Annotated in this window: 28 protein-coding genes and 5 pseudogenes; 19 read left to right on the top strand and 14 right to left on the bottom strand. The window is 72.1% G+C overall.

From position 1 onward, the window contains the following. The 4 genes and pseudogenes from ACH4N1_RS18780 to ACH4N1_RS18765 form a co-directional block, all read left to right on the top strand. Window positions 1-112: pseudogene (locus ACH4N1_RS18780) on the top strand (IS481 family transposase); the annotation flags it as partial. A gap of 171 nt (window positions 113-283) precedes the next feature. Then, a complete protein-coding gene (locus ACH4N1_RS18775) occupies window positions 284-616 on the top strand; it encodes a DUF952 domain-containing protein (protein ID WP_398098344.1) in 333 nt (110 codons plus the stop codon). A 29-nt stretch (window positions 617-645) separates the two neighbouring features. Then, window positions 646-840 (top strand): hypothetical protein, encoded by a 195-nt coding sequence (locus tag ACH4N1_RS18770; protein WP_398098343.1) that lies wholly within the window; start codon window positions 646-648, stop codon window positions 838-840. Window positions 841-935: 95 nt separating this feature from the next. Then, complete coding sequence (locus ACH4N1_RS18765; RefSeq protein WP_398098341.1) at window positions 936-1,376, top strand: hypothetical protein; 441 nt, start codon at window positions 936-938, stop codon at window positions 1,374-1,376. 126 nt (window positions 1,377-1,502) lie between these two features. Here ACH4N1_RS18765 and ACH4N1_RS18760 read toward each other — a convergent pair. Further along, window positions 1,503-1,652 (bottom strand): annotated as a pseudogene (locus ACH4N1_RS18760) (hypothetical protein); the annotation flags it as partial. 155 nt (window positions 1,653-1,807) lie between these two features. After that, window positions 1,808-2,245 (bottom strand): annotated as a pseudogene (locus ACH4N1_RS18755) (hypothetical protein); the annotation flags it as partial. A 357-nt stretch (window positions 2,246-2,602) separates the two neighbouring features. Here ACH4N1_RS18755 and ACH4N1_RS18750 point away from each other — a divergent pair. Beyond that, window positions 2,603-3,072: pseudogene (locus tag ACH4N1_RS18750) on the top strand (transposase); the annotation flags it as partial. Between the two features lie 150 nt (window positions 3,073-3,222). Here the strand turns inward: ACH4N1_RS18750 and ACH4N1_RS18745 are convergent. Next, window positions 3,223-4,206: an aldo/keto reductase gene (locus ACH4N1_RS18745; protein ID WP_398098339.1), complete on the bottom strand. Its 984-nt coding sequence runs from the start codon at window positions 4,204-4,206 to the stop codon at window positions 3,223-3,225. Window positions 4,207-4,300: 94 nt separating this feature from the next. On the opposite strand from ACH4N1_RS18745, the gene ACH4N1_RS18740 reads away from it, so the two are divergent. Continuing rightward, window positions 4,301-4,717, top strand: a complete 417-nt coding sequence (locus ACH4N1_RS18740; RefSeq protein WP_398098337.1) for a MerR family transcriptional regulator — start codon at window positions 4,301-4,303, stop codon at window positions 4,715-4,717. Between the two features lie 158 nt (window positions 4,718-4,875). Here the strand turns inward: ACH4N1_RS18740 and ACH4N1_RS18735 are convergent, their stop codons facing one another. After that, entirely contained in the window at window positions 4,876-5,634 is a 759-nt protein-coding gene (locus ACH4N1_RS18735) for an IS6 family transposase (protein WP_398098336.1), read from the bottom strand. Here ACH4N1_RS18735 and ACH4N1_RS18730 point away from each other — a divergent pair. Then, window positions 5,570-6,268, top strand: coding sequence for a hypothetical protein (locus tag ACH4N1_RS18730; RefSeq protein WP_398098381.1), 699 nt, complete (start codon window positions 5,570-5,572; stop codon window positions 6,266-6,268). The two genes, ACH4N1_RS18735 and ACH4N1_RS18730, sit on opposite strands and share 65 nt — an antisense overlap. On the opposite strand, the gene ACH4N1_RS18725 is transcribed toward ACH4N1_RS18730, so the two are convergent. After that, window positions 6,258-6,914: a hypothetical protein gene (locus tag ACH4N1_RS18725; RefSeq protein WP_398098335.1), complete on the bottom strand. Its 657-nt coding sequence runs from the start codon at window positions 6,912-6,914 to the stop codon at window positions 6,258-6,260. The two genes, ACH4N1_RS18730 and ACH4N1_RS18725, sit on opposite strands and share 11 nt — an antisense overlap. A 619-nt stretch (window positions 6,915-7,533) precedes the next feature. Here ACH4N1_RS18725 and ACH4N1_RS18720 point away from each other — a divergent pair. Together ACH4N1_RS18720 and ACH4N1_RS18715 are read left to right on the top strand one after the other, a co-directional pair. Further along, window positions 7,534-8,726 (top strand): annotated as a pseudogene (locus ACH4N1_RS18720) (IS3 family transposase). 117 nt (window positions 8,727-8,843) lie between these two features. Next, window positions 8,844-9,143, top strand: coding sequence for a hypothetical protein (locus ACH4N1_RS18715; protein ID WP_398098333.1), 300 nt, complete (start codon window positions 8,844-8,846; stop codon window positions 9,141-9,143). A gap of 471 nt (window positions 9,144-9,614) precedes the next feature. Here ACH4N1_RS18715 and ACH4N1_RS18710 read toward each other — a convergent pair whose 3' ends face one another. Next, on the bottom strand, window positions 9,615-9,746 hold the full coding sequence (locus ACH4N1_RS18710) for a hypothetical protein (protein ID WP_398098379.1): 132 nt from the start codon (window positions 9,744-9,746) through the stop codon (window positions 9,615-9,617). A gap of 28 nt (window positions 9,747-9,774) precedes the next feature. On the opposite strand from ACH4N1_RS18710, the gene ACH4N1_RS18705 reads away from it, so the two are divergent. Beyond that, entirely contained in the window at window positions 9,775-10,146 is a 372-nt protein-coding gene (locus ACH4N1_RS18705) for a hypothetical protein (RefSeq protein WP_398098332.1), read from the top strand. A gap of 544 nt (window positions 10,147-10,690) precedes the next feature. Here the strand turns inward: ACH4N1_RS18705 and ACH4N1_RS18700 are convergent. Together ACH4N1_RS18700 and ACH4N1_RS18695 are read right to left on the bottom strand one after the other, a co-directional pair. Further along, window positions 10,691-10,912 carry a hypothetical protein gene (locus ACH4N1_RS18700; RefSeq protein ID WP_398098377.1) on the bottom strand — a complete coding sequence of 74 codons (222 nt, stop codon included), beginning with the start codon at window positions 10,910-10,912 and terminating at the stop codon, window positions 10,691-10,693. After that, window positions 10,909-11,322, bottom strand: coding sequence for an arsenate reductase ArsC (locus tag ACH4N1_RS18695; RefSeq protein ID WP_398098329.1), 414 nt, complete (start codon window positions 11,320-11,322; stop codon window positions 10,909-10,911). Before ACH4N1_RS18695 ends, ACH4N1_RS18700 begins: the two co-directional genes overlap by 4 nt. 92 nt (window positions 11,323-11,414) lie before the next feature. On the opposite strand from ACH4N1_RS18695, the gene ACH4N1_RS18690 reads away from it, so the two are divergent. The 3 genes from ACH4N1_RS18690 (at window position 11,415) to ACH4N1_RS18680 (ending at window position 13,994) form a co-directional block, all read left to right on the top strand. Then, the gene (locus tag ACH4N1_RS18690) at window positions 11,415-11,723 is read left to right on the top strand and encodes an ArsR/SmtB family transcription factor (RefSeq protein ID WP_398098328.1); all 309 of its coding nucleotides are present in this window, start codon (window positions 11,415-11,417) and stop codon (window positions 11,721-11,723) included. Beyond that, window positions 11,720-12,829, top strand: a complete 1,110-nt coding sequence (gene arsB / locus ACH4N1_RS18685; RefSeq protein WP_398098326.1) for an ACR3 family arsenite efflux transporter — start codon at window positions 11,720-11,722, stop codon at window positions 12,827-12,829. Before ACH4N1_RS18690 ends, arsB begins: the two co-directional genes overlap by 4 nt. Window positions 12,830-12,929: 100 nt before the next feature. Then, complete coding sequence (locus ACH4N1_RS18680) at window positions 12,930-13,994, top strand: ArsO family NAD(P)H-dependent flavin-containing monooxygenase (RefSeq protein WP_398098375.1); 1,065 nt, start codon at window positions 12,930-12,932, stop codon at window positions 13,992-13,994. A 67-nt stretch (window positions 13,995-14,061) separates the two neighbouring features. Here the strand turns inward: ACH4N1_RS18680 and ACH4N1_RS18675 are convergent, their stop codons facing one another. Then, window positions 14,062-15,555, bottom strand: coding sequence for a long-chain fatty acid--CoA ligase (locus ACH4N1_RS18675; RefSeq protein WP_398098325.1), 1,494 nt, complete (start codon window positions 15,553-15,555; stop codon window positions 14,062-14,064). 155 nt (window positions 15,556-15,710) lie between these two features. Here ACH4N1_RS18675 and ACH4N1_RS18670 point away from each other — a divergent pair, with 155 nt between their 5' ends. Beyond that, the gene (locus ACH4N1_RS18670; protein WP_398098323.1) at window positions 15,711-16,877 is read left to right on the top strand and encodes a PucR family transcriptional regulator; all 1,167 of its coding nucleotides are present in this window, start codon (window positions 15,711-15,713) and stop codon (window positions 16,875-16,877) included. 175 nt (window positions 16,878-17,052) lie between these two features. Here ACH4N1_RS18670 and ACH4N1_RS18665 read toward each other — a convergent pair whose 3' ends face one another. Next, window positions 17,053-17,928, bottom strand: coding sequence for an NAD(P)-dependent oxidoreductase (locus ACH4N1_RS18665; protein ID WP_398098321.1), 876 nt, complete (start codon window positions 17,926-17,928; stop codon window positions 17,053-17,055). A gap of 143 nt (window positions 17,929-18,071) precedes the next feature. Here ACH4N1_RS18665 and ACH4N1_RS18660 point away from each other — a divergent pair, with 143 nt between their 5' ends. Then, the gene (locus ACH4N1_RS18660) at window positions 18,072-18,668 is read left to right on the top strand and encodes a TetR/AcrR family transcriptional regulator (RefSeq protein WP_398098319.1); all 597 of its coding nucleotides are present in this window, start codon (window positions 18,072-18,074) and stop codon (window positions 18,666-18,668) included. 9 nt (window positions 18,669-18,677) lie between these two features. Here the strand turns inward: ACH4N1_RS18660 and ACH4N1_RS18655 are convergent, their stop codons facing one another. Continuing rightward, a complete protein-coding gene (locus ACH4N1_RS18655) occupies window positions 18,678-19,316 on the bottom strand; it encodes a hypothetical protein (protein ID WP_398098318.1) in 639 nt (212 codons plus the stop codon). A 272-nt stretch (window positions 19,317-19,588) separates the two neighbouring features. Further along, window positions 19,589-20,908, bottom strand: a complete 1,320-nt coding sequence (locus ACH4N1_RS18650; protein WP_398098317.1) for an MFS transporter — start codon at window positions 20,906-20,908, stop codon at window positions 19,589-19,591. Window positions 20,909-21,103: 195 nt separating this feature from the next. Here ACH4N1_RS18650 and ACH4N1_RS18645 point away from each other — a divergent pair, with 195 nt between their 5' ends. Continuing rightward, a complete protein-coding gene (locus ACH4N1_RS18645; RefSeq protein WP_398098315.1) occupies window positions 21,104-21,463 on the top strand; it encodes an ArsR/SmtB family transcription factor in 360 nt (119 codons plus the stop codon). 122 nt (window positions 21,464-21,585) lie between these two features. On the opposite strand, the gene ACH4N1_RS18640 is transcribed toward ACH4N1_RS18645, so the two are convergent. Next, window positions 21,586-22,323 carry a DUF1775 domain-containing protein gene (locus ACH4N1_RS18640; RefSeq protein WP_398098314.1) on the bottom strand — a complete coding sequence of 246 codons (738 nt, stop codon included), beginning with the start codon at window positions 22,321-22,323 and terminating at the stop codon, window positions 21,586-21,588. Continuing rightward, window positions 22,284-23,021, bottom strand: a complete 738-nt coding sequence (locus ACH4N1_RS18635) for a hypothetical protein (RefSeq protein WP_398098312.1) — start codon at window positions 23,019-23,021, stop codon at window positions 22,284-22,286. The genes ACH4N1_RS18640 and ACH4N1_RS18635 overlap by 40 nt, the downstream gene beginning before the upstream one ends. A gap of 213 nt (window positions 23,022-23,234) precedes the next feature. Here ACH4N1_RS18635 and ACH4N1_RS18630 point away from each other — a divergent pair, with 213 nt between their 5' ends. The 3 genes from ACH4N1_RS18630 (at window position 23,235) to ACH4N1_RS18620 (ending at window position 25,499) form a co-directional block, all read left to right on the top strand. Further along, window positions 23,235-23,741 (top strand): hypothetical protein, encoded by a 507-nt coding sequence (locus ACH4N1_RS18630; RefSeq protein ID WP_398098310.1) that lies wholly within the window; start codon window positions 23,235-23,237, stop codon window positions 23,739-23,741. A gap of 151 nt (window positions 23,742-23,892) precedes the next feature. Then, window positions 23,893-24,777, top strand: coding sequence for a hypothetical protein (locus tag ACH4N1_RS18625; RefSeq protein WP_398098309.1), 885 nt, complete (start codon window positions 23,893-23,895; stop codon window positions 24,775-24,777). Between the two features lie 218 nt (window positions 24,778-24,995). Then, window positions 24,996-25,499 (top strand): RpiB/LacA/LacB family sugar-phosphate isomerase, encoded by a 504-nt coding sequence (locus tag ACH4N1_RS18620; RefSeq protein WP_398098307.1) that lies wholly within the window; start codon window positions 24,996-24,998, stop codon window positions 25,497-25,499. The last annotated feature ends 88 nt before the right edge of the window (window positions 25,500-25,587 follow it).

The raw sequence follows: 25,587 nt of genomic DNA, 5'->3' as shown, positions 1-25,587 counted from the left end.
CGAGGCATTCCCCAGCTGGCTGCACACCTACAATCACCACCGCGGACACACCGCGCTGAAGGGCCAACCACCCGCCAGCCGCGTCCCCAACCTCATGGGTCAATACACCTAGCGCACGGCCAGGCTCCGCTGAACGCGCGGGCCCTCTCCACCCGGGAGGAGCACCTGCCGTACGCCGCGGCGGGAACTCCTTCGCTGGCGAAGACGGCGGACAGCACCGCAACAGAGCCTGCAGGGGCCGGAATTGTCCAGGCGGTGACGGCTGAGGCCGTAGCGTGGGCCCATGCCCGGTCCCACGCACATCCTCCACCTCACCGAGCGCTCCCTGTGGGACGAGGCTCGCGCACACGGCACGTACCGGATGTCGACGCGTGGCCGCACCCTCGAGCAGGAGGGCTTCGTCCACTGCTCGACGCGCGCCCAGCTCCCCGCCGCGGCGGCCTTCCTGTACGGCTCCCGCGAGGGCCCCGACGACCTGGTGGTGCTTGTCGTGGACCCTGCGCGGCTGGACGTGCCGGTGACGTACGAGGCCCCGGAGGCCGGGGCCGAGAAGTTCCCGCACGTGTACGGCCCGATTCCGGTGGACGCGGTGGTCGAGGTGCAGCCGTGGCGGTGACGAGCCGCCGCCGGTTATGGCGGTGGGCGGTGGCGGTATGGCTGGTCCTGGTGGCCGTGGCGGGCGGGCTGACCCTGTGGTGGCAGGACCCGGAAGAGCCGCAGCGACCCGCCTGGGAGAAGTCCGGCCCGACCCCGTCGCTCCCTGAAGGGTGGGAGACGGCGTGCGCGCACGCCACGCCCGACGAGAACGGCGGGGTGGCCTGTTTCATCAGGACCCGTTAGCCGCGGGGGCCGGGTGGCTCGTGGTGCCGCGGCTGGAGGCCCGCAAGCACAGGATCGCAGAGCTCCACCAGGCCCGGGACACGTTCCTGGCGTCGATGCTCAGGATTGTCTCGGCGGGGGCCCGGCTGCGGGCGGTGCAGGAGCCGGCCGCCGATGCCCTGGGATGGACGCAGGAGATGCGTGCCTGCGTCCGTGCGGGGCGGACCCGGTGGGTGAAGCAGCTCGACGAGGCGACCGAGTGGATGGTCGACAACGTCGAGACCTGCGCGCCGACCTGGCCCTCGGCGGTCCTGCGCGAGATGATCGGGACGTATGTGGCGCATGCCCGCGCGGTGGTGATCTCCGAGCGCGGCGACAACCGGAAGGCCGAGCTGCTGACCGAGCTCACCGACCCGGTGTGGGCGGTCTTCGGCTCCCGGGGCTGGCAGCGCGGCCCCAGGCTCCTTCCCCGGTCGGCTCAGCGTCTGGAGGCCACCATCGCGACGATGGCGGCCGAGACCGACCGGCAGCTTGCTGCCTCCGCTCCGGCGTCCTGACAGCACCAGCGCCTGGTCGCCGCCTTGTTCGACGGTGACTGGACCGATGAAGGCACCACCGTGCGGTCCTCACGTAGACGCCGCCCGGGAAAAAGGGCGCATGCCCCCTTTTCCTGGGCTGTGCCGTCAGCCGGAGGCCTGCCATGTGGTGGTGAACAGGGCGTATTCGAGCAGGTCGGGCGATGCCTCGGACTGCCAGCTGCTGCCGGCGGCCAGTTGACGGGCGGCGGCGTGCATGAAGGAGAGGTAGACCGCGTAGCGGTGGGGTGACCAGTTCCCATCCCGCCAGACCTAGCAGGCGATCGAGCCATCAGGGTCGTGGCCGCTCTCCCGGCCGAGGGTTTGGGCCAGGTACCGCAGACGCCGGGCCAGAACCCGGCCGAGGACGAGCGGCTGGGGCCGGTTGCCGACACAACCGTCTTGCCGACGAAGTACAGGAACTTGGTGTAGAACGACGGACCGAACTCGGGAAGGAGGCCCTGGAGCCCGGCGTAAGCAGCTTTCGCGCTGTGCTCGCTCAACGTGGTGACCGCACGGACCAGTGCCGCATCCAGCCCTTCGGCGGTCAGGATCTTGTGCAGGGTGGCCGGACCACTGCCGCCGAGAGTGCCGCGCTTGCCCTTGCCCCACACGTAGGTCGCGACCAGGGCTTCCTTGAAGGCCTCACGCCGCAGCGCGTCTGCGACGGCCGAGACCACCTCCGCCCGGCTGACCCCGGCGTCGCCGCCGCAGGAGGCGGGAGCCAGCGCCGAAGGCCACGGAGCGATCTGCGCCCACCGGCCGGGGGTGTAGCGCACCGTGTGCGCGCCGGGCGTCCCGTCCGCATGAGCCGACGCGTTCTCGCTCCCCCAGTGGCCGCACAGCGACATCGGGCAGCAGAGATGCGGCCATCTCCCGGTCCACCGCGTCCGCGCGGTCTTGTCTGTTCACGTTCTGCTCCCTTGAGGCCTTTCCCCGACGGGCGCCGACCATCATCCGTGGCACCGCTCCGCAGCAGCCGATGCGGCGGGCAGGTGCTGGACACGGTAGCCAGACGTGCGGTGCTCGTGCGGTCCATACCGGACACCGGCCTCGGCCCGCACAACCTCCCGCATGCTCAACTCCCTTTCTCCGGAAGCTATTGCGCGTGCCGCAATTTTTGGTGAACGGGCCTGATGCGCAGGGCCAGCGGCCACTGGGGCGAATTCGCCGTGGCCGATCCATGCGCCGCCCCGCGCCATCTGACAGTCCTGATCGACGGGCGGTTGCCGCACCTGTGGCGGGCTGTCGACCAGGACGGGAACGTCCTCGGCATCCTCGTGAAGAAGCGGCGGGACAAGGCTGCGGCCAGGCGCTTCTTCCGCCGTCTTCTCACAAAGACCCGCACGGTGCCCAGGGTGATCGTCACCGATAAGCTTCGCTCCTACGGCGCGGCCCACCGCGAGGTCGTACCCTCCGCCGAGCACCGGCGGTCGAAGTGCCTGAACAACCGGGCCGAGAACACCCACCGGCCCACCAGGCAAAGCGAACGCGCGAGGAAGGGCTTCCGCAGCGTCGGCGCAGCCCAGCGGTTCCTGTCTGCCTTCAGCGGCATTTCGCCCCGCTTCCGCCCCGACGGCACCTGATGAATGCCCCCGACCACCGCACCGAGATGACTCTCCGCTTCGTGATCTGGGACCAGATCACCGGCACCGTCGGCCAGCCCACCGCAGCTTGAATCAGGACTGAAGGCCTGAACCAGCCACACCCTGGCACCACGTCAGATACCCACGTGCCCAACAATCAGATACCCACGTGCTCAACAACGTGACAGCGCCTCTGCTCGGGCTGTAGCAGCGGTCTTCCCGGGCCTCTTCACTGACCTGTTCTATCCTCGGTCGCGGGCCATTCCCGCTTCGGTGTTGCGTGCCCCGGTGGCCACCCCGTGGGGTGAAGCGTGGTCGATCTCGGCGAGTTCCTCGGCGGTCAGGTCCACGGTTGCTGCGGCGGCGTTCTCCTGCATCCGGCTCGGCTTGGTGGTGCCCGGGATCGGCGTCGTGCCCGCCTGGATCACCCAGGCCAGCGCGAGCTGCGCCGGGGTGATGCCCTTCCGCGTGGCTATCGTCCGCAGTGCGTCGACGATCCGGAGGTTCGCCTCGATCGCCTCGTCAGAGAACCGGGGGAGGTTTCGCCTCGCGTCGCCCTCGGGCAGGTCTTCTTTCCGGGTGATGGCGCCGCTGAGGAATCCGCGTCCGAGGGGTGAGAACGGGACGAAGCCGATGCCGAGTTCCCGGGCGGTGTCGAGAACGCCGTTGTGTTCGGCATCGCGTTCGAACAGGCTGTACTCGGACTGGATCGCGGTGATCGGGAACGTCGCGTGCGCGCGTCGAAGGGTTTCGGCGGACGTCTCGCTGACCCCGATGTAGCGCACCTTGCCGGCCTCGACGGCCTCGCCCATCGCCCCTACGGTTTCCTCGATCGGTGTACCGGGGTCGACGCGGTGGAGGTACCAGAGGTCGATGTGATCGGTCCCGAGGTGCCGCAGCGACCGGTCGAGCGACCGGCGCGCGTATGCGGGCGACCCGTTCGGGCCGTGGGGTGTGCCGTCGTCGTCGAACTCGATGGCGAATTTCGTGGCCACGGTCACCCTGTCGCGATCCCTGCCGAGAGCGCGGCCGAGGAGCTTTTCATTGGTGAACGGGCCGTAGGCCTCGGCGGTGTCGAACATGGTCACGCCGAGATCGAGCGCACGCCGGATCGTCTCGACGGAGCCGTCGTCGGTGGCGCCGCCATAGAACGCGCTCATGCCCATGCATCCGAGGCCGATTACCGAGGTCGTGAGGCCCTGCGAGCCCAGCGCGGTCTGCTTCATGGAGAGTCCCTTCCGGCTGTGAGCCCAGCGGTGACCGGGCACGTCCAGCTTCGACCCTGGTGTGCGCACCATGTCAAATAGGAGAATGGCGCGCATGCCGCCTCCACCACCGGACGTCCCCGATGTCGGCCTGACCATCAGCGCCGCCGCCGCCACCCTCGGTGTCACCATCGACACGATCCGCTACTACGAGAAGGAAGGTATCGCTCCGGCGCCCGGGCGCGGCCCGGACGGCTGGCGTCGCTATGACGCGGCCTCGTTGAGCTGGCTCGCCGGTGTCGTGATGCTCCGCGGTACCGGCATGAGTGTTCAGGAGATGCGCGAGTACGCAGCCGCCTACAGGAACGGTGCCGACGAGCACGACCGCCTGGCACTGCTCGAACAGCACCACGCAGCCGTACTCGAACGCCTCGCCGAGGTGAACCGGCACCTGGCGGCTCTGGAAAGGAAGATCGACGCCTACAAGAAGAGGATCACGACGGAGCCGCCCGGCGGAGCCACCGCGACATGAACGCGCGTCGCCTCCGTATAACGTGCGGCGACGCGCTGCGGGCATCACGTGCGTCAGTGCGACGCACACGTGTGTGTGGGGCGCTGTCACATTGTTGGGTGCGTGGGTCTCTGGCGGCGCGTCGGGGTGTGGGGAGGGGCCGGGTTCCGGGCCGGTGCTCAGGCCTCGGCGGGCTGGCCGGCGGCGCGGGTGATCTGGTCCCAGATGGCGAAGCGGAGGGTCATCTCGGCTCGGTAGCCGGGGGCGGTCATCAGGTGGCGGCGGGGCCGGAAGTGGGGTGAGATGCCGCTGAATGCGGCCAGGAACCGCTGGGCTGCGCCGACGCTGCGGAAGCCTTTCATGGCGTGTTCGCGCTGCCGGGTGGGCTGGTGGCTGTTCTCGGCCCGATTGTTCAGGCCCTTGTGCGAGCGGTGCTCGACCGAGGGCATGACCTGGCGGTGGGCCGCTCGGTAGGAGCGCAGCTTGTCGGTGACGATCACTCGGGGCACCGGGCGGGTCGTCTTCAGCAGGCGGCGGAAGAAGCGCCTGGCCGCGGCCTTGTCCCGCCGGTTCTGCACGAGGATGTCCAGGACGGTGCCGTCGGCGTCCACGGCCCGCCACAGGTACTTCAACTCACCGTTGATCCTCACGAAGACCTCGCCCAGGTGCCACTTGCCGCCCGGCCGGGGCCGTCGGCGGCGCAGGCCGTTCGCGTAGATCTGCCCGAACTTCGCGCACCAGCGCCGGACCGTCTCGTGGGAGACGAGCACGCCGCGCTCGAGCATCAGCTCCTCGACCTCGCGGAAGCTGAGCGGGAAACGGAAGTACAGCCACACGCAGTGCGCGATCACCTCGACCGGGTACCGGTGCCCCTTGTACGACGGCGACGCGGATGACACGAGCGAACCCCTCCCCGGCACAACCAACTCCAAGATCATCCCAGGCCGGCCAGCCAACGTGACAACGCCGTCGTGCCTGCGGAGCGCCGCGGACGCCCTGCTGAGCCTGCCGGGCGCTCCGGCCGCGCCGGTGGGCCTGAAGTCCGCGGCCACCGATCTGCTCGACGCCGTGGATGCCGTCCTCGCCCTCGGAATTGCCGCCAGCGGCGCTCTGGCTGGCCGGGACGACACCGTGCCGGGAGCGGGCACGCTGGCCGCCGCTGGTGCCGCCGCAACTGCCGCGCCCTGCACACTGGCTGGCCCGCCAGCCCTCACGTCCGCCGGCGCTGCGGGCGTTGAGGAGGTGTGGGAGCGGGTGCGTGCGGCGGCCGAGGCGCTGCGCGAGAAGCTGGCCCGACCGGGCGGCTACCACCGCGGCCGGGCCGCGGTGGTAGCCGAGCGGTTGATGGGCGTCAAGCTCGGCGCCGCCCAGGAGGAAGCCCTGGGCGTGTGGGGCGAGCTGTATGGCAAGACCTCGGGCACCCTGCACGGCGCCGCGGGCGGCCGCGCGGCCCGCGCCTGTACGCCGAGGTCCTCGCGAGCAGTCCGCCGCACACCAGCAGCAGGTCCCAGGGCTTCGGCCTCACCCCGCTTACGGGGATGGGTCCTTTCCTCATGCCAGGTCAGGGGTTGACTTGTAGGTCCGGCGCATGGATCGGCTTGCCATCCGAGTAAAACGTCTTGATGCCCTTGACCTGCTTCAGTTCGGTCATGTGCTTCAGCGTCGTTTGGAAGTCTTCCTGGTGGTACGAGTTGAAGGTGCTCAGTGCGGCATCCTTGCCCTCGCCGTGTCCGTCGTCCGACGCCAGGTTGACCGTGATGTACACGTAGTCGTCAGGCTTCAACTCCATCTTCGTGATCTTGATGTCTATGGGTTCAAGTCCCATTTCGTACCAGTCGTACAGAGCCCTTCGATTCTTCTCGAATGCCTGCTGCAAGGGTGTCAGGGACAACGTGACGGACGGAGCAGTCTCGGTATCGCGAGCAGGATTCTTGTTCTTGCTCACGTTTCGGCCATCTCCATCGTTCGTGACGGCACGAGTGCAGTCGGACGGGTCCTCGGGGTGGTGCGAGTGGCACCACTCACTGACCTGCGCCGAGCATTCGATGATCTGGCGGCGGCCCTCTTTGGTCGTACCAGACATGGAGTCCCCGTGTTTCGCGCACTCTGGCGGCCCGTCGTTGCCGCTGAATATGGCCCATCCGATGCCCAGGCCGGCAACGACCAAGACGCAGGCGAGCAGGATGAACAGGCGCTTTCGGCTGAAAGAAAGTCTCACGTCACTTCTCCCAGCCCTGCTGAGGCAGCCCGTCCTGGTGCTCGGCCGAAGTGCAGTCCGGGTCGGAGGGTGAGTGACCGACGAGGTCTGGGCCTGCGATGAAAGCAGTTGACGTCGACGAACGTCTCATTTAGGCGCGCCCCCCACATAGTTCATAGTTGAAGAATCATATGTGATTGTTTGGTGCACAAGGTGAGGTGAGAGGCCCTGTGGAGTCCAGGGAGCTTGCCGTCCGGGCTGCGGTTGCCGAATATGCCGCCGACCCGGGCAGCGAGTGGACGCTGGTCTACAAGGCCAACTTCTGGCGCCGCTCGAGCAGTTCGGTGAAGAGGTCTCCCAGAAGCTGCCTGCTGTGCGGTTGAGCAAGTTCCCGGCCAGCCGCAGTCGGCGGCCCTCGGGCCCATCTCCGCATGCAGCCGTGGCACGGCAGTGTGAGCGCCCTCCTGTGCGACGGCGAGTTCGGCCGACCGTAGACACCTCACGTGGTTAGCGCGTCAAGTTTGTTGCTGTGGGCGGTCGAACAGACAGGGCAGGTACTCGGGGCCGGTGAGCTGACCCCGGTTTGGTGGAGTCCCTGAAGTCAGGCTTATGATCCTGGCCCGAAGGAGAACTACGAGCAGTGCCAGCACCACGTAAGTACCCGGACGAGCTCCGCGAGCGGGCCGTCCGCGAAGTCCGCACCACCGGCCGTCCGATCGCGCACGTCGCGAAGGACCTGGGCATCCACAAGGAGGCCCTGCGCGGGTGGGTGCGCCAGGCTGAGTCGGACGCCGGTGAACGCGATGACCGGCTGACCACCGCAGAGCAGGAAGAACTGAGGCAACTCCGCCGTGAGGACGCGGAGTTGAGGCGGGCGAACGAGATTCTGAAAGCCGCGAGCGCGTTTTTTGCGGCGGAACTCGACCGTCCCCGGACGAGGCCGACCAGGTGATCGAGCACCTCAGGGGCAAGGGCCTCGGGGTCGGGTTCGCCTGCCGGGTGCTGGGGCTGTCCGAGTCGGCGTACTACGCGCGCAAGAAGCGGCCGAAGTCGGCCCGCCGGCTGCGTGACGAGCAGCTCATGCCGCTGATCGAACAGGTCCATGCCGAGTCCGGCGGCACCTACGGCGTCCGCCGGATCACCCGCGCGCTCAAGCGCAAGGGCGTGCAGGTGGCCCGCTGCACCGTCGAGCGGTTGATGGACGAGCTGGGCCTGGAGGGCGTCATCCGCGGTCAGCGGCGGCGGACCACCGTGCCTGAGCCGTCGGCACCCCGCCCGCCGGACCTGGTCGACCGCGACTTCACCGCATCCCGGCCGGACCAGCTATGGGTGGCGGACATGACGTATGTCCGCACTTGGACGGGCTGGGTGTATGTGGCGTTCGTCCTGGACGTGTTCTCCCGGATGATCGTCGGCTGGCAGGTCGCCAACCACATGCGGACCGAACTCCCGTTGGAGGCGCTGGAGATGGCGCTGTGGAGGAGGCGAATCAAGAAGGACTCCGGGCTGATCCATCACAGCGACAGAGGGTCGCAATACGTGTCGATTCGCTACACCGACCGGCTCGCCGAGATCGGGGCCGCCGCGTCCGTCGGCTCGGTCGCGGACTCGTATGACAACGCGATGGCCGAGGCGCTGAACGGCACCTTCAAGGCCGAACTGATCGAGATGCAAGGCCCCTGGACCGGCTTCGACCAGGTCGAACGGGCGATCTTCCAGTGGGTCACCTGGTACAACGAGGAACGGCTCCACTCCGCCCTCGACTATGTACCGCCCGCCGAGTACGAACGCGACTGGTGGCGACAACAGAAAGCCACCCAACAGTCCGCCTGAAACAAGATCACCGGACTCTACGAAACCCGGGACAGCTCAGTCGGCAACGCCGGCACGTTCCTGCAGGTCTACTACCGGCAGGATCATCCCTTCCCGCGCACATTCCAGTTCGAGCAGGTGAACGGCCGTCCCGGAATCTTCCACTGGAAGAGCGCCCGTACCGGGAACTGCGCCGATGCCAGGACAGGCGAGGCCGGGGCCTCGGTGTACTTGGCCGCGTGCACGACGAACAAATCCCAATGGTGGATCCTCAGGTCCACCGACGAAAACCCCGCACGGTGGGTCCTGTCGCCCTTCCTGAACGAGGACCTCGCTGTCACCGGCCTGTACGGGGACGACAACTACGCACCGCTGCGCGAGCTTCCCCACCCCGACTCGGCAACCACCTCACAGATGTGGCACTTCACCCAGGAGTGATCACGCTGGCCTTCGGCGCTGCCCTCCGTCCAGGGCCCCGTCCTTCACCGCGACAGGGCCCTGCGCGGGACGTCGGGGCCGAGGAGATCCCGCAGGCGTATGGTCCGATGGGGAGTGGCCGGGCGAACGCCTTCTGTAGGCGGTTCGTGCGCGGAATGTGCGCTCAACATGCGGTGCGCAGACGGCAGGATCAGCAGACTGCGCCAGAACGGCAGCGGTACGGGTGCAGACAGCGGCGTGCTGCGGCCGTTGCCTCATGCCCGGTACCTGGCCGACGCACTACACGGTGCCACCGTGGGAGCGGGCACCCGCACAACAACGGAAGCCTCCCGACGGCTGGATGATCGCGGTCGGCGCCGCCCGGTTCCGCGCGGACGCCCGCCCTGAATCTGCCAGCGGGGGGACATCCCGTACGTCCCACCACCTGGCCGCTGTGTGCGGCCGCGTCTGACCCCGGGCTGCTGCCCGTAGTCAGCGGGAGGCTCCGTCGGGCCACAGCACCCGCACCGCGACGCCGGTCCGTTCGGCGTAGGCGACGACGTCGGCGGTGCCGCCGTATCCGCGGGCCGGTTTGCCGTCCCACACGGCGAGCAGGCAGCGCACGGCGGGCGCGGCCTACCAGGTTGAGCGCTTGGATGCCGTTGCCGGCGTGCGCCTCGAACTGGGCGAGGCTGCCGATCTGGTAGGCGGTCAGCAGCCGATCCCCCGCGGATCTGGCCGCGTTGACGGCGGCTCCGTACCGGGCGCGGGCGGAACCGTGGTTGCCCATGTCCCAGGCCAGCCATCCGGCGAGGCCGGCCGCTTCGCTGCCGACGGCAGCCAGCCGCACACGCTGCTCCTCACCGGCGGTGCGGGCGGTGTTCTGGATGAGCCGCAGGTGCGCCTGTACGACCTCTTCGAGGTCCTGGGAGGGGGTGGAGGCGTCGAGCCGCCGGTAGGCGGCGGTGGACAGCCGCAGGGCGGCGGTCTGCCCGCCGGTAGCGCCGTCGGGGGCGGTGGGTAAGGCGGTCAGGACCGGTGCCGTCGCTGCGGGACGCCTCCCGTACTTCCGCCTCGTGCTGCACGATGCACCTTCCACGCTACGAGTCCTCACGGCCGTCGCCGCTCACGCGTATGCATGGCGCGGATACGGGTATGCGGGTGCCGCATGCGTGATGGTCGCACAGCCGTCAGTGATCGTTGACTGACTGGCAGCGGCAAATACTCTGACCTCAACCGGAGTTGCCGCCGCCCGGGGTGTCTACGCACCCCCGTCGCAGACGCCCCGGGCCGCCCGTCCACGACCACCGCGAGGCCCCGATGACCACGACGAGCATGCGGCACGAAGAGCACCGGTTCATCGGCCGCCTCATGGAGATCTCCTAATGAGCTCAGCAGGTGGTCTTCGGCCTGTGTTTTCGCTGGTCAGAGTTGTTCGGGTGGTTCTCGATCCTGGTGGTCCGCAGCGGTCGGGAGCAGGTGGTGGCGGTGCTGACGCCGACTCGACGCCGACCTCGGTGACGCCGTGTCAGATTCTGCGGCCGATCGACGGCATGCCGACCGGAGCCCTACAGAGGCAGTATCGACCTTGCGGCGGTGAAGGTCACGTGGGCGGCATTCCGGGTGGGCCGGTGCGGGCGACCGGCTCCGGCGGCGGTGACCGCGCCTTCGGGGGCCGGCGGTTTCAGCGAGGCGCGGGCGGTGTGGAGGGCGGCGGTGCAGTCGGCGGGGCCGGAGCCGATGACGATGACGTCACGTGTGTCCGTGGCCGTGTCGGTCGCCGTGCTCATGCCCGAGGCGCGGGCGCGATCTCCTCGATCAGGCCTTCGACCAGCACCTTGATCTCGTCGCGGATCGGACGCACGGCCTCGACGCCCTGGCCCGCCGGGTCCTCCAGTTGCCAGTCCAGGTAGCGCTTGCCGGGGAAGACCGGGCAGGTGTCGCCGCAGCCCATGGTGATGCAGACGTCCGACTCCTTGACGGCGTCGACCGTGAGCATCTTCGGGACCTCGGCGGAGATGTCGATGCCGACCTCGCGCATGGCCTCGACGGCGGCCGGGTTGACGTGCGCACCCGGGTTGGAACCGGCGGAACGGACCTCGACGCGGTCCCCGGCCAGGTGGGTCAGCCACGCGGCGGCCATCTGGGAACGGCCGGCGTTGTGGACGCAGACGAAGAGCACGGAGGGCTTGTCGGACATCAGGAGGTCTCTCTTGTCTCACGGCGGCATCAGGCGCGGATGAGTTCAGCGCCAGGTGGTGTCAGCCACCACTGATGTGAAAATATCAGTCCATGATGACGTCAGTCGACACTGATCTGATGCGGGTCCTCGCCGACCCGCTCCGCCTCCGGATCGTCACCCTCCTCGCCGAGGAGACGCTTTGCTCCACGCACCTGATCGAGGAGACCGGTGCGAAGCAGACCAACATCTCCAACCACCTGAGGGTGCTGCGCGAGGCCGGGGTGGTCGAGACGGAGCCGTGCGGCCGGTACTTGTACTACAAGCTGCGCCCGGATGTCATCGCCCGGCTCGCCGGCCAGTTCGCCGAACTGGCCGAGTCCGCTCGTCATGCCGCCGACAACAAGAGGGCCTGTCCGTGACCCCCACCGAAGCAGCCGCGACCACCGAAGAGTCCTCGGTCGTCGCGAAGCTGTCGACGCTCGACCGTTTCCTCGCCGTCTGGATCCTCGTCGCCATGGCCCTCGGCCTCGGCCTGGGCAGGCTCGTCCCCGGGCTGGACGACGCCCTGGCGAAGGTCGAGATCGGCGGCATCTCCCTGCCGATCGCCGTCGGCCTGCTGATCATGATGTATCCGGTCCTGGCCAAGGTCCGCTACGACAGGCTCGACGCCGTCACCGGCGACAAGCCGCTCATGATCTCGTCGCTGGTCGTCAACTGGATCGTCGGCCCGGCGGTGATGTTCGCGCTGGCGTGGATCTTCCTGCCGGACCTGCCCGAGTACCGCACCGGCCTGATCATCGTCGGGCTCGCCCGCTGCATCGCCATGGTCATCATCTGGAACGACCTGGCCTGCGGCGACCGCGAGGCCGCCGCCGTGCTCGTGGCCCTCAACTCGGTCTTCCAGGTCCTGGCGTTCGGCCTGCTCGGCTGGTTCTACCTCGACCTCCTGCCGGGCCGGCTGGGCCTGGGCGACGGCGAGCACCTGGACATCTCCATGGGGAAGATCACCCTGAACGTCGTCGTCTTCCTCGGTATCCCCCTGCTGGCCGGGTTCCTCACCCGCCGCCTCGGCGAGAAGAAGCTGGGCCGCGAGCGGTACGAGTCCAACTTCCTGCCGAAGATCGGCCCCTGGGCCCTCTACGGCCTGCTCTTCACGATCGTCATCCTCTTCGCCCTGCAAGGGAAGACCATCACCTCGCAGCCGCTCGACGTCGCCCGCATCGCCGTGCCGCTGCTGGTGTACTTCGCGGTGATGTGGTTCGGCACGTTCGCCCTCGGCAAGGCCATCGGCCTGGCCTACGACCGCACCGCCACCCTCGCCTTCACCGCGGCCGGCAACAACTTCGAACTGGCCATCGCGGTCGCCATCGCCACCTTCGGCGTCACCTCCGGGCAGGCCCTGTCCGGCGTCGTCGGACCGCTCATCGAGGTCCCGGTCCTGGTCGCCCTCGTCTACGTCTCGCTGGCCTGGCGGCGGAAGTTCGACGCCGCGCAGCGGCTGACGCCCGCCCCGCAGGAGAGCTGATGTGCCGCTTCGACGGCCCCGTACGGGGAGCGACCGGCACGGCCACGTCCTGCACCGCTCGGTGCAGGACGTGCACGACGTGCGGGGCGGCGCGGGCGACATGACGCGGCACACCGACGTGGTGGTGATCGGCGGCGGCCAGGCAGGGCTCGCCGCCGGTTACCACCTGCGCCGCCAGGGCCTGGACTTCGTCGTCCTCGACGCCCAGCCCACTCCCGGCGGGGCCTGGCAGCACACCTGGGAATCGCTGCACCTGTTCTCCCCGGCCGCCTTCTCCTCCCTCCCCGGCCGCCTCATGCCGGCGCAACCGGGCGAGGAGTACCCGGAAGCCGGGCACGTGGTGGCGTACCTGAGCGACTACGAGAAGCGGTACGACCTGCCCGTGCGGCGGCCGGTCAAGGTGCTCGGCGTGCGCGACGGCGGGCGGCTGCTGAGCGTGGACACCGACTCCGGCACCTGGCAGGCACGCGCGGTGATCAGCGCGACCGGTACCTGGTGGCGCCCCTTCCTCCCCGCCGTCCCGGGACGCGAGGACTTCGGGGGCAGACAACTGCACACCGTCTCCTACCGCAGGCCGCGGGACTTCGAGGGCCGGCGCGTGATCGTCGTCGGCGGCGGCAACTCGGGCGCGCAGATCGCCGCCGACCTCGTGCACCACACCGAACTGACCTGGGTGACCCAGCGCCCGCCCCGCTTCCTCGCCGACGACATCGACGGCCGCGCCCTGTTCGACGCGGCCACCGCCCGCCGCCGCGCCCTCGACGAGGGCCGCACCGACACCGGGGGCGTCGCCGCGCTGGGCGACATCGTCGCCGTACCGCCGGTGCGCGAGGCCCGGGACGCCGGGCTGCTGAAGGCGTCACCCATGTTCGTACGCCTCGACCGCGACGGCGTCGTCCGGGCCGACGGCACGAGGACGCCCGCCGACGTGGTGATCTGGTGCACCGGCTTCCGGCCGGCCCTCTCGCACCTGTCGCCCCTGGGCCTGCGCGGCTCACGTGGCCACATCGCCACCCGGGGCACCCGCTGCCTGGAGGACCCTCGACTGCACCTTCTCGGCTACGGCGACTGGACGGGTCCCGCCTCCGCCACGCTCATCGGTGTCGGACGGCCGGCTCGCGACGCGGTCCGTGAGATCGCCGCACTCCTCGACGCCGGAGGGTGATCCCCGCGACGCCGCGAGGACCTGCGGGAAACCGGACCCGCGGTGCGCGGGCGGGACCACGCGCTCCTCAGGAGAGGGGGGCGGCGATCTCCCGCTTGAGGATCTTGCCGCTCGGTCCCATCGGCAGCGAGTCCGTCAGCCAGACCCGGCGCGGGTACTTGTACGCGGCCACCCGCTCCCGCACGAACTCCTGCAGTTCCGCGGCCGTCACCTCGGCCCCCGCGCGCGGGACGACCGCGGCGGCGACCTCCTCGCCGAGCCGTTCGTCGGGAACCCCGACGACGGCGGCGAGGGCGACCGCCGGGTGCTCGTGCAGCACCTCCTCGATCTCGCGCGGGTAGACGTTGTACCCGCCCCGGATGATGAGGTCCTTCTTGCGGTCGACGACGAAGAGGTAGCCGTCCTCGTCCTGCCGGGCCAGGTCGCCGGTGCGCAGCCAGCCGTCGGGCACCGTGGCCGCGGTCTCCTCCGGGCGGTTCCAGTACTCCTTCATCACGTTCGGCCCGCGCACGGCCAGTTCGCCGACCTCGCCGGGAGTCACGTCCCGACCGTCGTCGTCGAGCAGTCGGACCTCGACGTCACGGATGGGGGTGCCGATGGATCCGGCCTTGCGCGGGCGGTCGGCGTGGTTGAAGGAGACGACCGGGCTGGTCTCGGACATGCCGAAGCCCTCCAGCACGGCGCAGCCGAAGCGGCGCTCGAACCCGTGCAGCAGTTCCACCGGCAGGGAAGCGCCGCCCGAGATGCACATGCGCAGGGTGGAGACCTGGGCCTCGGCGCCTGCCGGGTGCTGGAGGAGAGCCGCGTACATCGTGGGCACCCCCTCGAACACGGTCGCCCCGTCGCGGGCGATGGCTTCGAACACGACGGCCGGGTCGAAACGCGGGATGAGGGTGAGGGAGGCGCCGCTGAGGACCGCCGTGTTCATCGTGCAGGTCTGGCCGAAGATGTGGAACAGCGGCAGGCACCCCACGATGACGTCCTCGGGCGTGAGCCGCTGCACGTCGGTGACGTTGACCTCCGTGTTGTGGCGCAGTCCCGCGTGGGTGAGCGCGGCTCCCTTGGGACGTCCGGTGGTGCCGGAGGTGTACAGCAGGACGGCGATGTCGTCGCCGGCCACCGCGGCGGTGTCGTGGTGCGGCTCCAGCGGCGCCAGCTCCGCCGCGAAGGCGGCGGGTTCGACCGGGATGTGCCGCACCCCGGCGGCGGCCGCGCCCTGCGCCCCCTCACCGGGGGCCGCGTACCACTCGAAGAGCAGTAGGGCGCCGGAGTCCCGCAGGTGGTACTCGGTCTCCCGAGCCTTGAGCAGCGGGTTCATCGGCACCACGATGCCCCCGGCACGCAGGATGCCGTAGTAGAGCACGACGAATTCGGGCACGTTCGGCAGCATGAGAGCGACGCGGTCTCCGGCGCGCAGGCCTTCGGTGCGCAACAGCGCCGCGGCCTGGGCGCTCAGCCGGTCCAGTTCGGCGTAGGTGGTGGTCGCCGTGTTCAGGCGCAGCGCCGGCCGCTCGGGCTGCCGACGTGCCGTGTCCACCAGGAATTCCGCCAGATTGGTCATGATGCCTCCTTGCATCCCGCTTGCGACACACGGGTCCCGCCGTCGTCGCTGCGGGAATGGTCACGCCGGGGGCCGGACGGGTCCATGGCACGGGGGACAGCAGCCGCGCCGCTCATTTGTCACCGGGGACAATCAATGGGCCTTAGGCTGCGCGTATGGGACTTTCGGAGGTGGCTGCGGCCTTGCGTGTGCGCCTGCCGGAACTGGGCGAGACCATGGCGCGACGTATTCGCGCCGACGTCGAGTCGTACACCGACGAGACGCTGATCCCCTACGCCTCACTGCGCGATTCCTGCACGGCCAACGCCGACATGGTGCTCGGGCACCTCGCCTTCGGCACGGAGGCGGACGTACGGTCCGCGCACGAGACCGGCCACCTGCGTGCCGAGCAGGGCGTTCCCCTGCCGGACACCCTGCACGCCTTCCGGGTGGGGTTCGAGTACCTCTGGTCGGCGATGATCGACGAGGCCCGGCGGCATCCCGGGGTCACGGACGCCCAACTGGTGGCGGGCTCGTCGCAGGTGTGGGCGCTGTCCGGCCGGTACGCCGAGGCCGTGGCCGCCTCCTACCGCGAGACCAGCGCGGATCTGGCACTGCGCCGCGAAGCACGCCGCTCCGCCCTGGTCGAGGCGCTGTTCACCGGGGCTCTGGCAGATCGTACGACGCTGTGGGAGGCGGCCGGCCAACTCGGCCTGAGTGAGCGTGGGCCCTATGCGGTGGTGGCCGCGGCCGTACCGGATCCCGGACAGGAGTCGTTGCCGGGGATCGAGGGGACGCTGCGTGAGGCCCATGTCCCGTCGGCCTGGCGGCTGCTGCCCGACGTGCAGATCGGAGTGCTCTCGCTGGGGCACTCCGGCGCCGAGGCGGTGGGCCTGCGCCTGCTGCGTCGTCACGGCGCGCGGGTGGGCGTCAGCCCGCTCTTCGACTCGCTGCGCGACACACCGCAGGCCCTGCGCTTCGCCCGGCTCGCCCTCAACCGTGTGCCGGGCGACGGCCCCGGCGTGGCCCGCTTCGACGACAGCCCGCTCGCGATGCTGGTGGCGGCGGCGCCGGCGGAGGCGGGACGTCTGGTGGAGGTCGTTCTGGGTCCGGTGCTGGCCGTGCCCGTCGCGGAGCGGGCGCGCCTGCTCGAAACCCTGGGGCAGTGGTTCACCGCGGGCGGCGCCGCGGCGGAGGCGGCGAAACGGCTGTACGTCCACCCCAACACGGTGCGCTACCGGCTGCGGCGCATCGAGGAGCTGACGGGACGGTCACTGTCCGACCCGGCCGCTCTCGCCGACCTGGGCACCGCCCTGCACACCTTGCGGCTGCTGCCGCGGTGAAGCCCGCCGGGTCCGGCTCCCGGGGGGCGAGGACACCGTTCGAGCGGTACGGCCGTCACGGGCGAGTGGGGGAGGCGTGCGGTGGGGAGCCGCGCATGAGGAAGCGGAAGAGAGCCCCGAGGAAGGGGATCGCGGGTACGGCAGCGGGGCGCGGCGCGCGGTGCCGGGTGCCCCCTCAGCCCCGGGTGCGGGCCTCCAGCGCGTGCAGGACGGCCACCATGTCCTCGTCGCCGTGGCCCTGTTCGACGGTCTCGCCGTAGAGGGCGTGGCAGACGTCGAGGAGCGGGGAGGCGAGGCCCGCCGCGCGGGCGGCCCGCGCGATCAGGCGGTTGTTCTTCAGGACGTCGGCGGCCGCCGCCTGGACGGTGAAGTCGCGGTCCAGCAGTTTGGGCGCCTTCACCCGGGAGACCCCGCTGGCCATCGGGCCCGCGTCCAGGACGTCCCGCAGCAGGCGCCGGTCCAGTCCGTGCCGGTCGGCGAAGTGGAAGGCCTCGGCCAGACCGGTGACCAGGGTGATGAGGAAGAGGTTCACCGAGAACTTCATCAGCAGCGCGCCCGGGACCGGACCGCACGCGAAGGTCTCGCGGCACAGCGGGGCGAGCAGCGGGCGTACGGCCGCCACCGCGTCGTCGTCCCCGGCCAGCATGGCGACCAGCTCGCCCCGCTCCGCCGGGACCCGCGAGCCGGAGACCGGCGCCTCCACGTAACGGCCGCCCGCGGCCAGGATGTCGTCCCGCAGGCCGCCGGAGTACTCGGGCGCGGTCGTGCCCATGTGCACGACGGTGCGTCCGGCGACGCGGGCGGCGAAGTCCGGGGTGCCGCGGCCGAGGACGGTGTCGACGGCCGTCTCGTCGGCCAGCATGAGGATCACCGTGCCGGCCCGCTCGAAGACCTCGGCGGGGCTCGCCGCGACCTCGGCCCCGGCGGCGCGCAGGGGCTCGCAGCGGCCGGGGGTGCGGTTCCACACGAGGAGGGGCGTCGCGGCCCGGGCGAGGTTGAGTGCCATGGGCTGCCCCATGACTCCGAGACCGAGGAAACCGGTGTACGTCATGTGCTGCCTTTCCTGGCCCGTGCCGAGGCGGAGCCATTGCCGTCGCCCTGGGCCGGCGACTATGACAGCCGTCATGGTAGGTGCTCCCATGACGGCTGTCATAGAGTGGGCGCCGGTCAGTCGCGACATCCTGGAGGTCGACCATGGCGCCGTCCGGACGGGGGCCGCGTGAGCGGATGGTCTTCAGCGCGGCCCAGCTCATCCGGCGCGACGGCGTCGGCGCGACCGGGATGCGCGAGGTGGCCGCCCACGCGCGGGCGCCCCGGGGCTCGCTCCAGCACTACTTCCCCGGTGGCAAGGAGCAGTTGGTCAACGAGGCGCTGGCCTGGGCCGGCCGTTACGCGGCCGACCGGGTGACCCGGTTCCTGGCCGCGCTGCCCGAGCCGACGCCGAGCGCCCTGTTCGGCGAGATGGTGCGGCAGTGGACCGACGAGTACGAGTCGGCCGGGTTCGCGGGCGGCTGCCCCGTCGCCGCGGCCACGGTGGACTGCGCCGAGTCCGTCGAGACCACGCGGGAGGCCGCGTCCGCCGCGTTCGCCGCCTGGAACGGCGCCGTGGCCGACGCCCTGACCGGCATGGGTGTCCCGCCGGAGCGGTCCACACCGCTGGCCACGCTCATGATCGGAGCCCTGGAGGGGGCGATCCTCATCGCCCGCGCCGAGCGGGACGTGCGTGCGCTGACGGGCGCGGTCCGCGAACTCGGCCCGCTGCTCGACGCGGCGGTGAGCCGCGAGGACTGAACGGACGGCCTACGGCCGCGCCCCCGCCGTGGCCGACGGCGATCCGGGTTCGTCGCACCTCGGCGCCCTGGGCGCGTCCTCGGCGTACCGGGTCAGGGCGCAGACCGTGCGCAGCGCGACCTTCCAGGTGTCGCCCTGCCGGACGGCCGCACCCGGCCCGCCGGGACCCAGCGCCCGGCCGTCGCGGGTGAGGGCGTAGCCGACGGCGGCGTCCTGGGACGTCGTGTACGCCACCGAGGTCACCGTGGCGCGCAGAAGGCTACCGAGGCGGTCGGCGAAGAGGTTCTCGATCATCAGGGCGTTCTGGGGGCCGTCCTCGACCGCCCCGCTCCGGTCGTCGACGGAGGAGTCCGGGGCGAAGAGGGTCTCCCACGCGGCCCGGATGTCCCGTTCGGCGCCGTCCGGGTCCGCCGGGGCGGTGCCCGTGGGGGTGGCGGACTGCGCGGTGGGCGGCGGGGAGCCGCCGGCGGAGGCCGGTGCCGCCGTGGAGCCGGTGGGCGGCGGGGCCGTCGTCGTCCGGGCCGCGTCGTCGCCGTCGTCGCCGCTGCCGCAGGCGCCGGTGAGGACGAGTGCGGCGGCGACGGCCGTCCAGCGGGCCGCACGTCGTGTCGCTGGGGTCGCAGGGGTCGCAGGGGGCGCAGGGGGCATGGACTCCTCCGGGTTGCCTGGGGCAGCCCTACCCGGAACGCGCGAGAACATCCCGGAACGAGCCGTGTGCGAGGGTGCCGGGAGCGGCGCACGCGAGTGCCGGTGGGGGCGCCGGGAGTGGGCGCACGCCGGTGCACGCGAGTGCCGGGAGCGGCGTCCGCCCTGTCCGTGAGGGTCTTGGGAGCGGGCGTGCGCCCCGTCCGTGAGGGGACTGCGGACCGGCGCCCGCCGCGTCCGCCGCGCCCACCGCGTCCGCCGCGTCCGCCAGGGGCCTACGGGCGGGCGTGCGCCCCGTCCGCGAGGGCGCCGTGGCGGTGCCGGCGGCCGGACCGTACGCCTCGGGCACGCGCCAGGTGCGGGTGCCCCGCGGGCGGGTCCGCGTGCGCGGGAGGCGGCGGCGCCGGCCACAGCCGTACCGCCGTCAGCGAGGCTCCCAGGGTGATCGAGCCCAGAGCGGCCACCGCCCACCCGAGCCCGGCCGTCGCTCCCAGCCAGCCCGCCAGCGGGTACGTCAGCAGCCAGCAGCCGTGCGACAGCGAGAACTGCGCCGCGAAGGCCGCCGTCCGCGCCTCGGCCGGCGCCGCACGGCGGATCAGCCGTCCGGTCGGCGTCAGCACCATCGCGCAGGCGGCACCGAAGGCGGCCCACACGAAGAGCAGGGCGGGCCACCGCCAACCGCCGCCGCCCGCGCCGGTGACGGCACCGAGCGCGGCGAAGACGACCCCGAGCAGCGCGGCCCCGCGCACCATCACCGTCCGGTCCGGCACCCGGTCGAGCAGCCGGGGCATGACCAGGGCCACGGTCATCGAGCCGGCGCCGTACGCGCCGAGCGCGAGGGGCACGGCGCCGGTCGGCAGGTCCAGGAGGCCGCGGACGTAGACGACGGTGTTGACGGTCACCGTGGCGCTCGCCGCGGCCACCGCGAGGTTGAGGGCGAGCAGCGCCCGCAGCGCGGGGACGGTGCGGAACAGCCGGGTGCCCGCCGCGGCCCGGGCGCGGGCACCGCCCGCCCGCGCCGGGCGGACCGGGGGCAGCACGGCGGACACCACGAGTGCGGCCGAGGCGAGGAAACCCAGGGCGGTGCCCGTGAACAGCCGGTTGTAGGTGACGACGGACAGCAGGGCCGCCGCCAGGGCCGGTGAGAACAGGCTCTCCATGTCGTACGCGAGCCGGGACATCGACAGCGCCCGTGTGTAGTCGCGCTCCTCGGGCAGCACCTCGGGGACGACGGCCTGGAAGGCCGGGGTGAACGCGGCCGAGGCGGACTGGAGCACGAAGACCAGGACGTACACCTGCCACACCTGGTCGACGAAAGGGAGCAGCAGGGCGACCCCGGCACGGGTGAGGTCCGCCGACAGCATGAGGGCCTTGCGGGGGAGGCCGTCGGCCAGCGCGCCCACGGCCGGGGCGATCGCCACGTACGCGACCATCTTGATCGCGAGCGCGGTGCCGAGCACCGAACCGGCGTCGGCGCCCGCGATGTCGTAGGCCAGCAGCCCGAGGGCCACGGTCGCCAGACCCGTGCCGATCAGGGCGACGACCTGGGCGGCGAAGAGATGGCGGTAGCTGCGGTTGCGCAGGACGGCGAGCATGCGGGAGGCCCCCTCGGCGGCGCGGTCCGGGTCGGTGCCACGAGTGTAGCTGTCATGTGCGCATCTGTGCACATGATGAAGTGGCATGTGCGCGATCCCGGACGCACGCGATCCCGGACGCCCCCGATCCCCGGCCGCCCGGTCGTCCCCCGGGCGGATGACCGCCCCGCGGACGGATGGCTCTAGGCTGGCCCCATGTCCGACAGCCACCCCGTCCCACCTGCGGCCGATGTGCACCTGCGGGCCCCCGACAGCGCGCGGCTGGCCGAGGCCACCGGGGTGTTCGCGATGCTGTCGGACGCCACCCGGCTGCACCTGCTGTGGCTGCTGGCGCAGGGCGAGTCGGACGTCGGCTCCCTCACCGAACGCTGCGGCGCCTCCCGGACGGCGGTCAGCCAGCACCTCGGGAAGCTGCGGCTCGCCGGGCTCGTGGACACCCGCCGCGACGGCCGGCACATCCACTACCGGCTCAGCGACGGCCATCTGCGGCGCCTGGTCCTGGAAGCGCTGAGCCACGCCGACCACCGGGTGAGCGGACAGGCACCGCACGGCTGACATGCCGGGGGAGCGGCAGGCCGGGGAGCGGACAGGCGGCGTGGCCGACGGGTCGTCCGCGCGGCCGGCCGAGGGCCCCCGCACACGGGTGTGCGGGGGCCCTCGGCCGCGTGCGCGGTCGGCTACTCCCGGGCTGCGCCCCGGCGACGGACGAGGAACACCGCGGCCGCCACCACGGCCAGGACCGCCGCGAGGATGCCGGTCCAGGCGCCCGCGGACAGGCCCCCCTCGTCGTCCTCCGCGGTGTCGGCCGCCTGCGGGGAGGGGTCGGTGGCGGTTTCCCCGGCCGTCGGCGCCGGGGTCGCCGTGGGGATCGCCGGGACGCTGGGGGAGGGGCTGACGGTGTGCGCGCCGGGCGCGGCCGCCCTCAGCTTCAGGACGGGCGCCTCGTTGCCGTGCCCGTGGTCGTCGTCGCCGGACCCGCCCAGCTCGATCCAGCGGTCGACCTTGCCGTCGCCGTAGGTCTGGAGCGTCTTGAACGCCAGCTCCTTCGCGTCGGGCAACTGCCTCACCACCACCGAGTGTTCGACGTCCTCACCGACCTTCACGGCCGGGCCCCCGACGCGGTAGCCGTCGGCGGTGGCGGCGAACTCCCAGCCCGCCGGGCCCTCGCCGTAGGTCACGTCGGCCGGCTCGATGCCCTCGGGCAGGACCACCCGCAGTTCGGTGATGCCGGCGGTGGCGGACTCCGACTCGGCCGTGAAGGTGAGCCGGACGTTCTCGGCGAGGGCCTGCGCGCCGGCCGACTCGACCTCGACATGGGCGGCGGCCGGAACGGCGGCCAGCAGGACGGCGGTCGTCGCGGCGGCCACCGCGAGGGTCAGGTGCCGCGCGCCGCGCGGCAGGGTGATGCGGGACATGGGTCTCTCCAGGCAGGGGAAGGTGGCGGGGGCCGTACGGCGAGCGCCGAACGGGCTTCCCCACGAGGTCGGTCGACGAGGGCGGGCCTCGGCCGGGGAGGGCCCCGCCGGACCAGCGCGTGCGCCAGCACCGGCCCGAAGGCGGGCAGCCGGTCCCCCTCCGCCGCGACGGGGGCGACCGGCGCACCGGACGCGGAGTCCACGCGTCGCGCCGCCCCGAGGAGCAGACGGGCGCGGACGGCGTCGAGCGCGGCCGTCAGCCCGCGCGCCGGCGACCAGCACACCGTGTCCGCGCGGTGCAGCAGGACGGCGGCGCCCGCCGCGACCAGGACGTGGGCCGCCGTCATGGCCAGGGAGTCGTGCAGCCGCACGTGCCGGGCGGCGTGAACGTCGTGCGGGGCGTGGACGTGTGCGGCAAGCGGCGCCCGCGGGTGCCCGGTGTGCGTCAGCCACTGGTGCAGCCCGGACTGCGCCAGGACACTCACGACGACGACCGTGGCCGGACGGCGCGGGCGGCGCGCGCCGGCCAGTCCCACGCCGAACAGCACGGCGGCCGCGGTCGCGCCCCGCCCCCACGGCACCGGCCGCTCCGCGAGCAGGTGGTGCGCGCCGGTCCCCAGCACCGTGCCGACGACGGCGAACACCGCGGCCCGCAGGACGGGCAGCGGCGGCCGTGGTGTCGTCGCGGGCGGCTGCATGGCCCGCTCATCATGCGGTACCGGCCGTGCGCCGGGTGCACGGCTCGGGGAAAGTGGCCGATCGGCGCCGGGTCCGGGGCGACCGGTCGGCGGTGGTGGCCGTCCGGCGCGCGGGAGTTGAACAACCTCCCGGAACCGGCCGTACCCCTGGGCAGTCGTACGCCCGGCCGCCGACGGCCGGGCGCGGCCCCGGACCGGAGGACGGAGAGGCACGTGCCACAGCAGCCGCGGCGGACACACACCGGCCGCACCCCCACCACCGCCCGCCTCCCGCGGGGCGCCGCGCTCGTCGCAGGCCTGCTTCCGCTCGCCCTCGTCACGGCCTGCGGCGGCGGCGCGGAGGAGGTCGCGGTGAACAGCGACCCGGCGAAGATCTCCGCCGCCCCCGCGGCCGGGGTCGTCGCCCCGGCGAAGGTCGAGGTGATCGCCGGACTCACCGGCTGCGAGGCCGACATCCGCATCGAGGCCGACGAACTGCGTCAGGGCGCGTGCACCACCGCGGACGGCGGCTACCTCATCACCACGTTCCCGGAGGAGCGGCTCAAGGAGACGTGGCTGGACTCCGCGAGCGTGTACGGCGGCACGTACCTGGTCGGCACCCGCTGGGTCGTCAGCGGCGAACCGGAGACGCTGGAACGGTTCCGCGGCAGACTCGGCGGTTCCCTCCGGGAGTTGAGGGGCACGGGCAGCGGGCCGGAACCGGGGGCGAGCCCTTCCTGACGGCGGCCGCGGACCCGCCGGGCCCGCGGCCGACCGACGCGTGTCGCGCCGCCCGCGGACGCCGGGCGGTCCGGCGGGGCTTGTTCGCCGTGGTCGTCATGGCGCATGCTGCCTCCCGGCGGGCAGGAGATCGCGAACCGGGAGGCATGTGGTGGACGGCGCAGTCGTGCGGGCGATGTGGGAGCGGTTCGAACTCGTCCACGACCTGGTCTACTTCGCCCCCGAGGCGCACTCGGCCGCCGACGAACTCGGCCTGCGCGGCTTCTGGATGGGCTACTTCGCGTTCCGCGCCGCACCCCTCGGCCCCGCTCCGGCCGCCGTCGTCACCAGTTCCTTCTACGTCTTCCACCCCGACCGTGTGGCGCGTGCCGTCCCCGACGCCTGGCGGTACGCCGATCCGGCCGATGTCCTCTCGGCACGCGAGCGGGCCATGGACGCCGCGATGACCCGCGTGCTGGGGCCGGACACGGTCGGTTCCGCCGCGCTGGCCGAGGCCGCCGACCTCGCCTGGGAGGCCGCCCAGGCCGCCGACACGGCGGGACGCCTCCTCGGCGCCGCCAACCAGGCACTCCCGCGGCCGGCGCAGCCGCACGTCAGGCTCTGGCAGGCGGTCACCACGCTGCGCGAACACCGGGGCGACGGGCACATCGCCGTCCTGGTCGGCCACGGTCTGGGCCCGGTCGCGGCGATGGCGCTGAAGTGCGCGGCGGGCGAGTCGGACGAGGAGGTGCTCCGGCAGACCCGCAAGTGGGACCTCCCGGCGTGGCGGGCGGCGCGGACCGAACTGCTCGACCGCGGCTGGCTCGACGACGGCGGCCGGCTCACCCCCGCCGGGAAGGCCGCCCGCGCGGCCGTCGAGGCCGGGACGGACGCCGCGGCGGCCTCCCCCTGGACGGCCCTGGGCCCCGACGCCACCGCCCGCCTCGGCCACCTCCTCGCCCCGCTGGCCGGCGCGGTCCGCGAGTCGGGCCTCATTCCGGACGGCAACCCGGTGGGACTCCCCGCCGCGACGGCGGCGGACGGGGAGAAGGCCTGAGCGGTCGCACCGGGCCCGGACAGGCTGCGCGCGGAGGCGCCCGCCCCCTCTTGCGAAGCGCCCCGACCGGCCGCCCCCTCTTGCGGAGCGCGACCGGCCGCCCCTTCTTGCGGAGCGCCCCGACCGGCCGTCGCCGGGCCGAGCTGCCCCGACCGGGGCGGTGCGTCCCGTCCTTCCCGGCGTGACGCCGCCCGCCCCGCCTCAGTACCCTCCGAACCATGCGGATCTCCGTTTCCTCCGACATGGACGAACCCGTCGCCCGCGCGCTCGTCGCGGAACTGCGCGGGCGAGGGCACGACGTGGTGCCGCACGGCGCGCTGCGGCCCGGTGCGGACGCGCAGTGGGCGGTGTGCTCGGAGGCGGCGGCCCGCGAGGTGGCCGACGGGACCTCGGAGCAGGCCGTGGTGTGCTGCTGGACGGGCACGGGCGCGTCCATCGCCGCGAACAAGGTGCCCGGCGTCCGCGCGGCCCTGTGCACCGACGCGCCCACGGCCGAGGGCGCCCGCCGCTGGAACGACGCGAACGTGCTCGCCCTCAGCCTGCGCCTGACCTCGGAGCCGCTGCTGAAGGAGATCCTCGACGCCTGGTTCGCCGCCCGGCCCAGCGAGGACGCCGAGGACCGGGGCAACGTCCTGCACGTCGACCGCATCGGCCGCACGGGCGACACCGGCCGGACCGGCGACACCGAAACCGGCCTGACCGGCGGTGACGCGGCGCCCTGACGGCCGCTCGGGGCCTGCCCCCACGGGGTGGTTCCCGCGTCCGCCCAGGGGTCCGGCACCCGTCCGGGCCCCGCCGGGTCGGCTGGTC

This window comes from Streptomyces sp. NPDC017202, assembly GCF_044331705.1.
Taxonomy (GTDB): Bacteria; Actinomycetota; Actinomycetes; order Streptomycetales; family Streptomycetaceae; genus Streptomyces.
This window is presented reverse-complemented; position numbering and strand designations above follow the sequence as displayed.

Bases quoted from the DNA above. Each gene is read 5' to 3' on its own strand.
- ACH4N1_RS18775 (WP_398098344.1), top strand. From the start codon at position 284: ATGCCCGGTCCCACGCACATCCTCCACCTCACCGAGCGCTCCCTGTGG.
- ACH4N1_RS18765 (WP_398098341.1), top strand. From the start codon at position 936: ATGCTCAGGATTGTCTCGGCGGGGGCCCGGCTGCGGGCGGTGCAGGAG.
- ACH4N1_RS18745 (WP_398098339.1), bottom strand. From the start codon at position 4,206: ATGAAGCAGACCGCGCTGGGCTCGCAGGGCCTCACGACCTCGGTAATC.
- ACH4N1_RS18740 (WP_398098337.1), top strand. From the start codon at position 4,301: ATGCCGCCTCCACCACCGGACGTCCCCGATGTCGGCCTGACCATCAGC.
- ACH4N1_RS18735 (WP_398098336.1), bottom strand. From the start codon at position 5,634: ATGATCTTGGAGTTGGTTGTGCCGGGGAGGGGTTCGCTCGTGTCATCC.
- ACH4N1_RS18700 (WP_398098377.1), bottom strand. From the start codon at position 10,912: ATGAGCACGGCGACCGACACGGCCACGGACACACGTGACGTCATCGTC.
- ACH4N1_RS18695 (WP_398098329.1), bottom strand. From the start codon at position 11,322: ATGTCCGACAAGCCCTCCGTGCTCTTCGTCTGCGTCCACAACGCCGGC.
- ACH4N1_RS18690 (WP_398098328.1), top strand. From the start codon at position 11,415: ATGATGACGTCAGTCGACACTGATCTGATGCGGGTCCTCGCCGACCCG.
- ACH4N1_RS18680 (WP_398098375.1), top strand. From the start codon at position 12,930: ATGACGCGGCACACCGACGTGGTGGTGATCGGCGGCGGCCAGGCAGGG.
- ACH4N1_RS18675 (WP_398098325.1), bottom strand. From the start codon at position 15,555: ATGACCAATCTGGCGGAATTCCTGGTGGACACGGCACGTCGGCAGCCC.
- ACH4N1_RS18670 (WP_398098323.1), top strand. From the start codon at position 15,711: ATGGGACTTTCGGAGGTGGCTGCGGCCTTGCGTGTGCGCCTGCCGGAA.
- ACH4N1_RS18665 (WP_398098321.1), bottom strand. From the start codon at position 17,928: ATGACGTACACCGGTTTCCTCGGTCTCGGAGTCATGGGGCAGCCCATG.
- ACH4N1_RS18660 (WP_398098319.1), top strand. From the start codon at position 18,072: ATGGCGCCGTCCGGACGGGGGCCGCGTGAGCGGATGGTCTTCAGCGCG.
- ACH4N1_RS18655 (WP_398098318.1), bottom strand. From the start codon at position 19,316: ATGCCCCCTGCGCCCCCTGCGACCCCTGCGACCCCAGCGACACGACGT.
- ACH4N1_RS18650 (WP_398098317.1), bottom strand. From the start codon at position 20,908: ATGCTCGCCGTCCTGCGCAACCGCAGCTACCGCCATCTCTTCGCCGCC.
- ACH4N1_RS18645 (WP_398098315.1), top strand. From the start codon at position 21,104: ATGTCCGACAGCCACCCCGTCCCACCTGCGGCCGATGTGCACCTGCGG.
- ACH4N1_RS18640 (WP_398098314.1), bottom strand. From the start codon at position 22,323: ATGTCCCGCATCACCCTGCCGCGCGGCGCGCGGCACCTGACCCTCGCG.
- ACH4N1_RS18635 (WP_398098312.1), bottom strand. From the start codon at position 23,021: ATGCAGCCGCCCGCGACGACACCACGGCCGCCGCTGCCCGTCCTGCGG.
- ACH4N1_RS18620 (WP_398098307.1), top strand. From the start codon at position 24,996: ATGCGGATCTCCGTTTCCTCCGACATGGACGAACCCGTCGCCCGCGCG.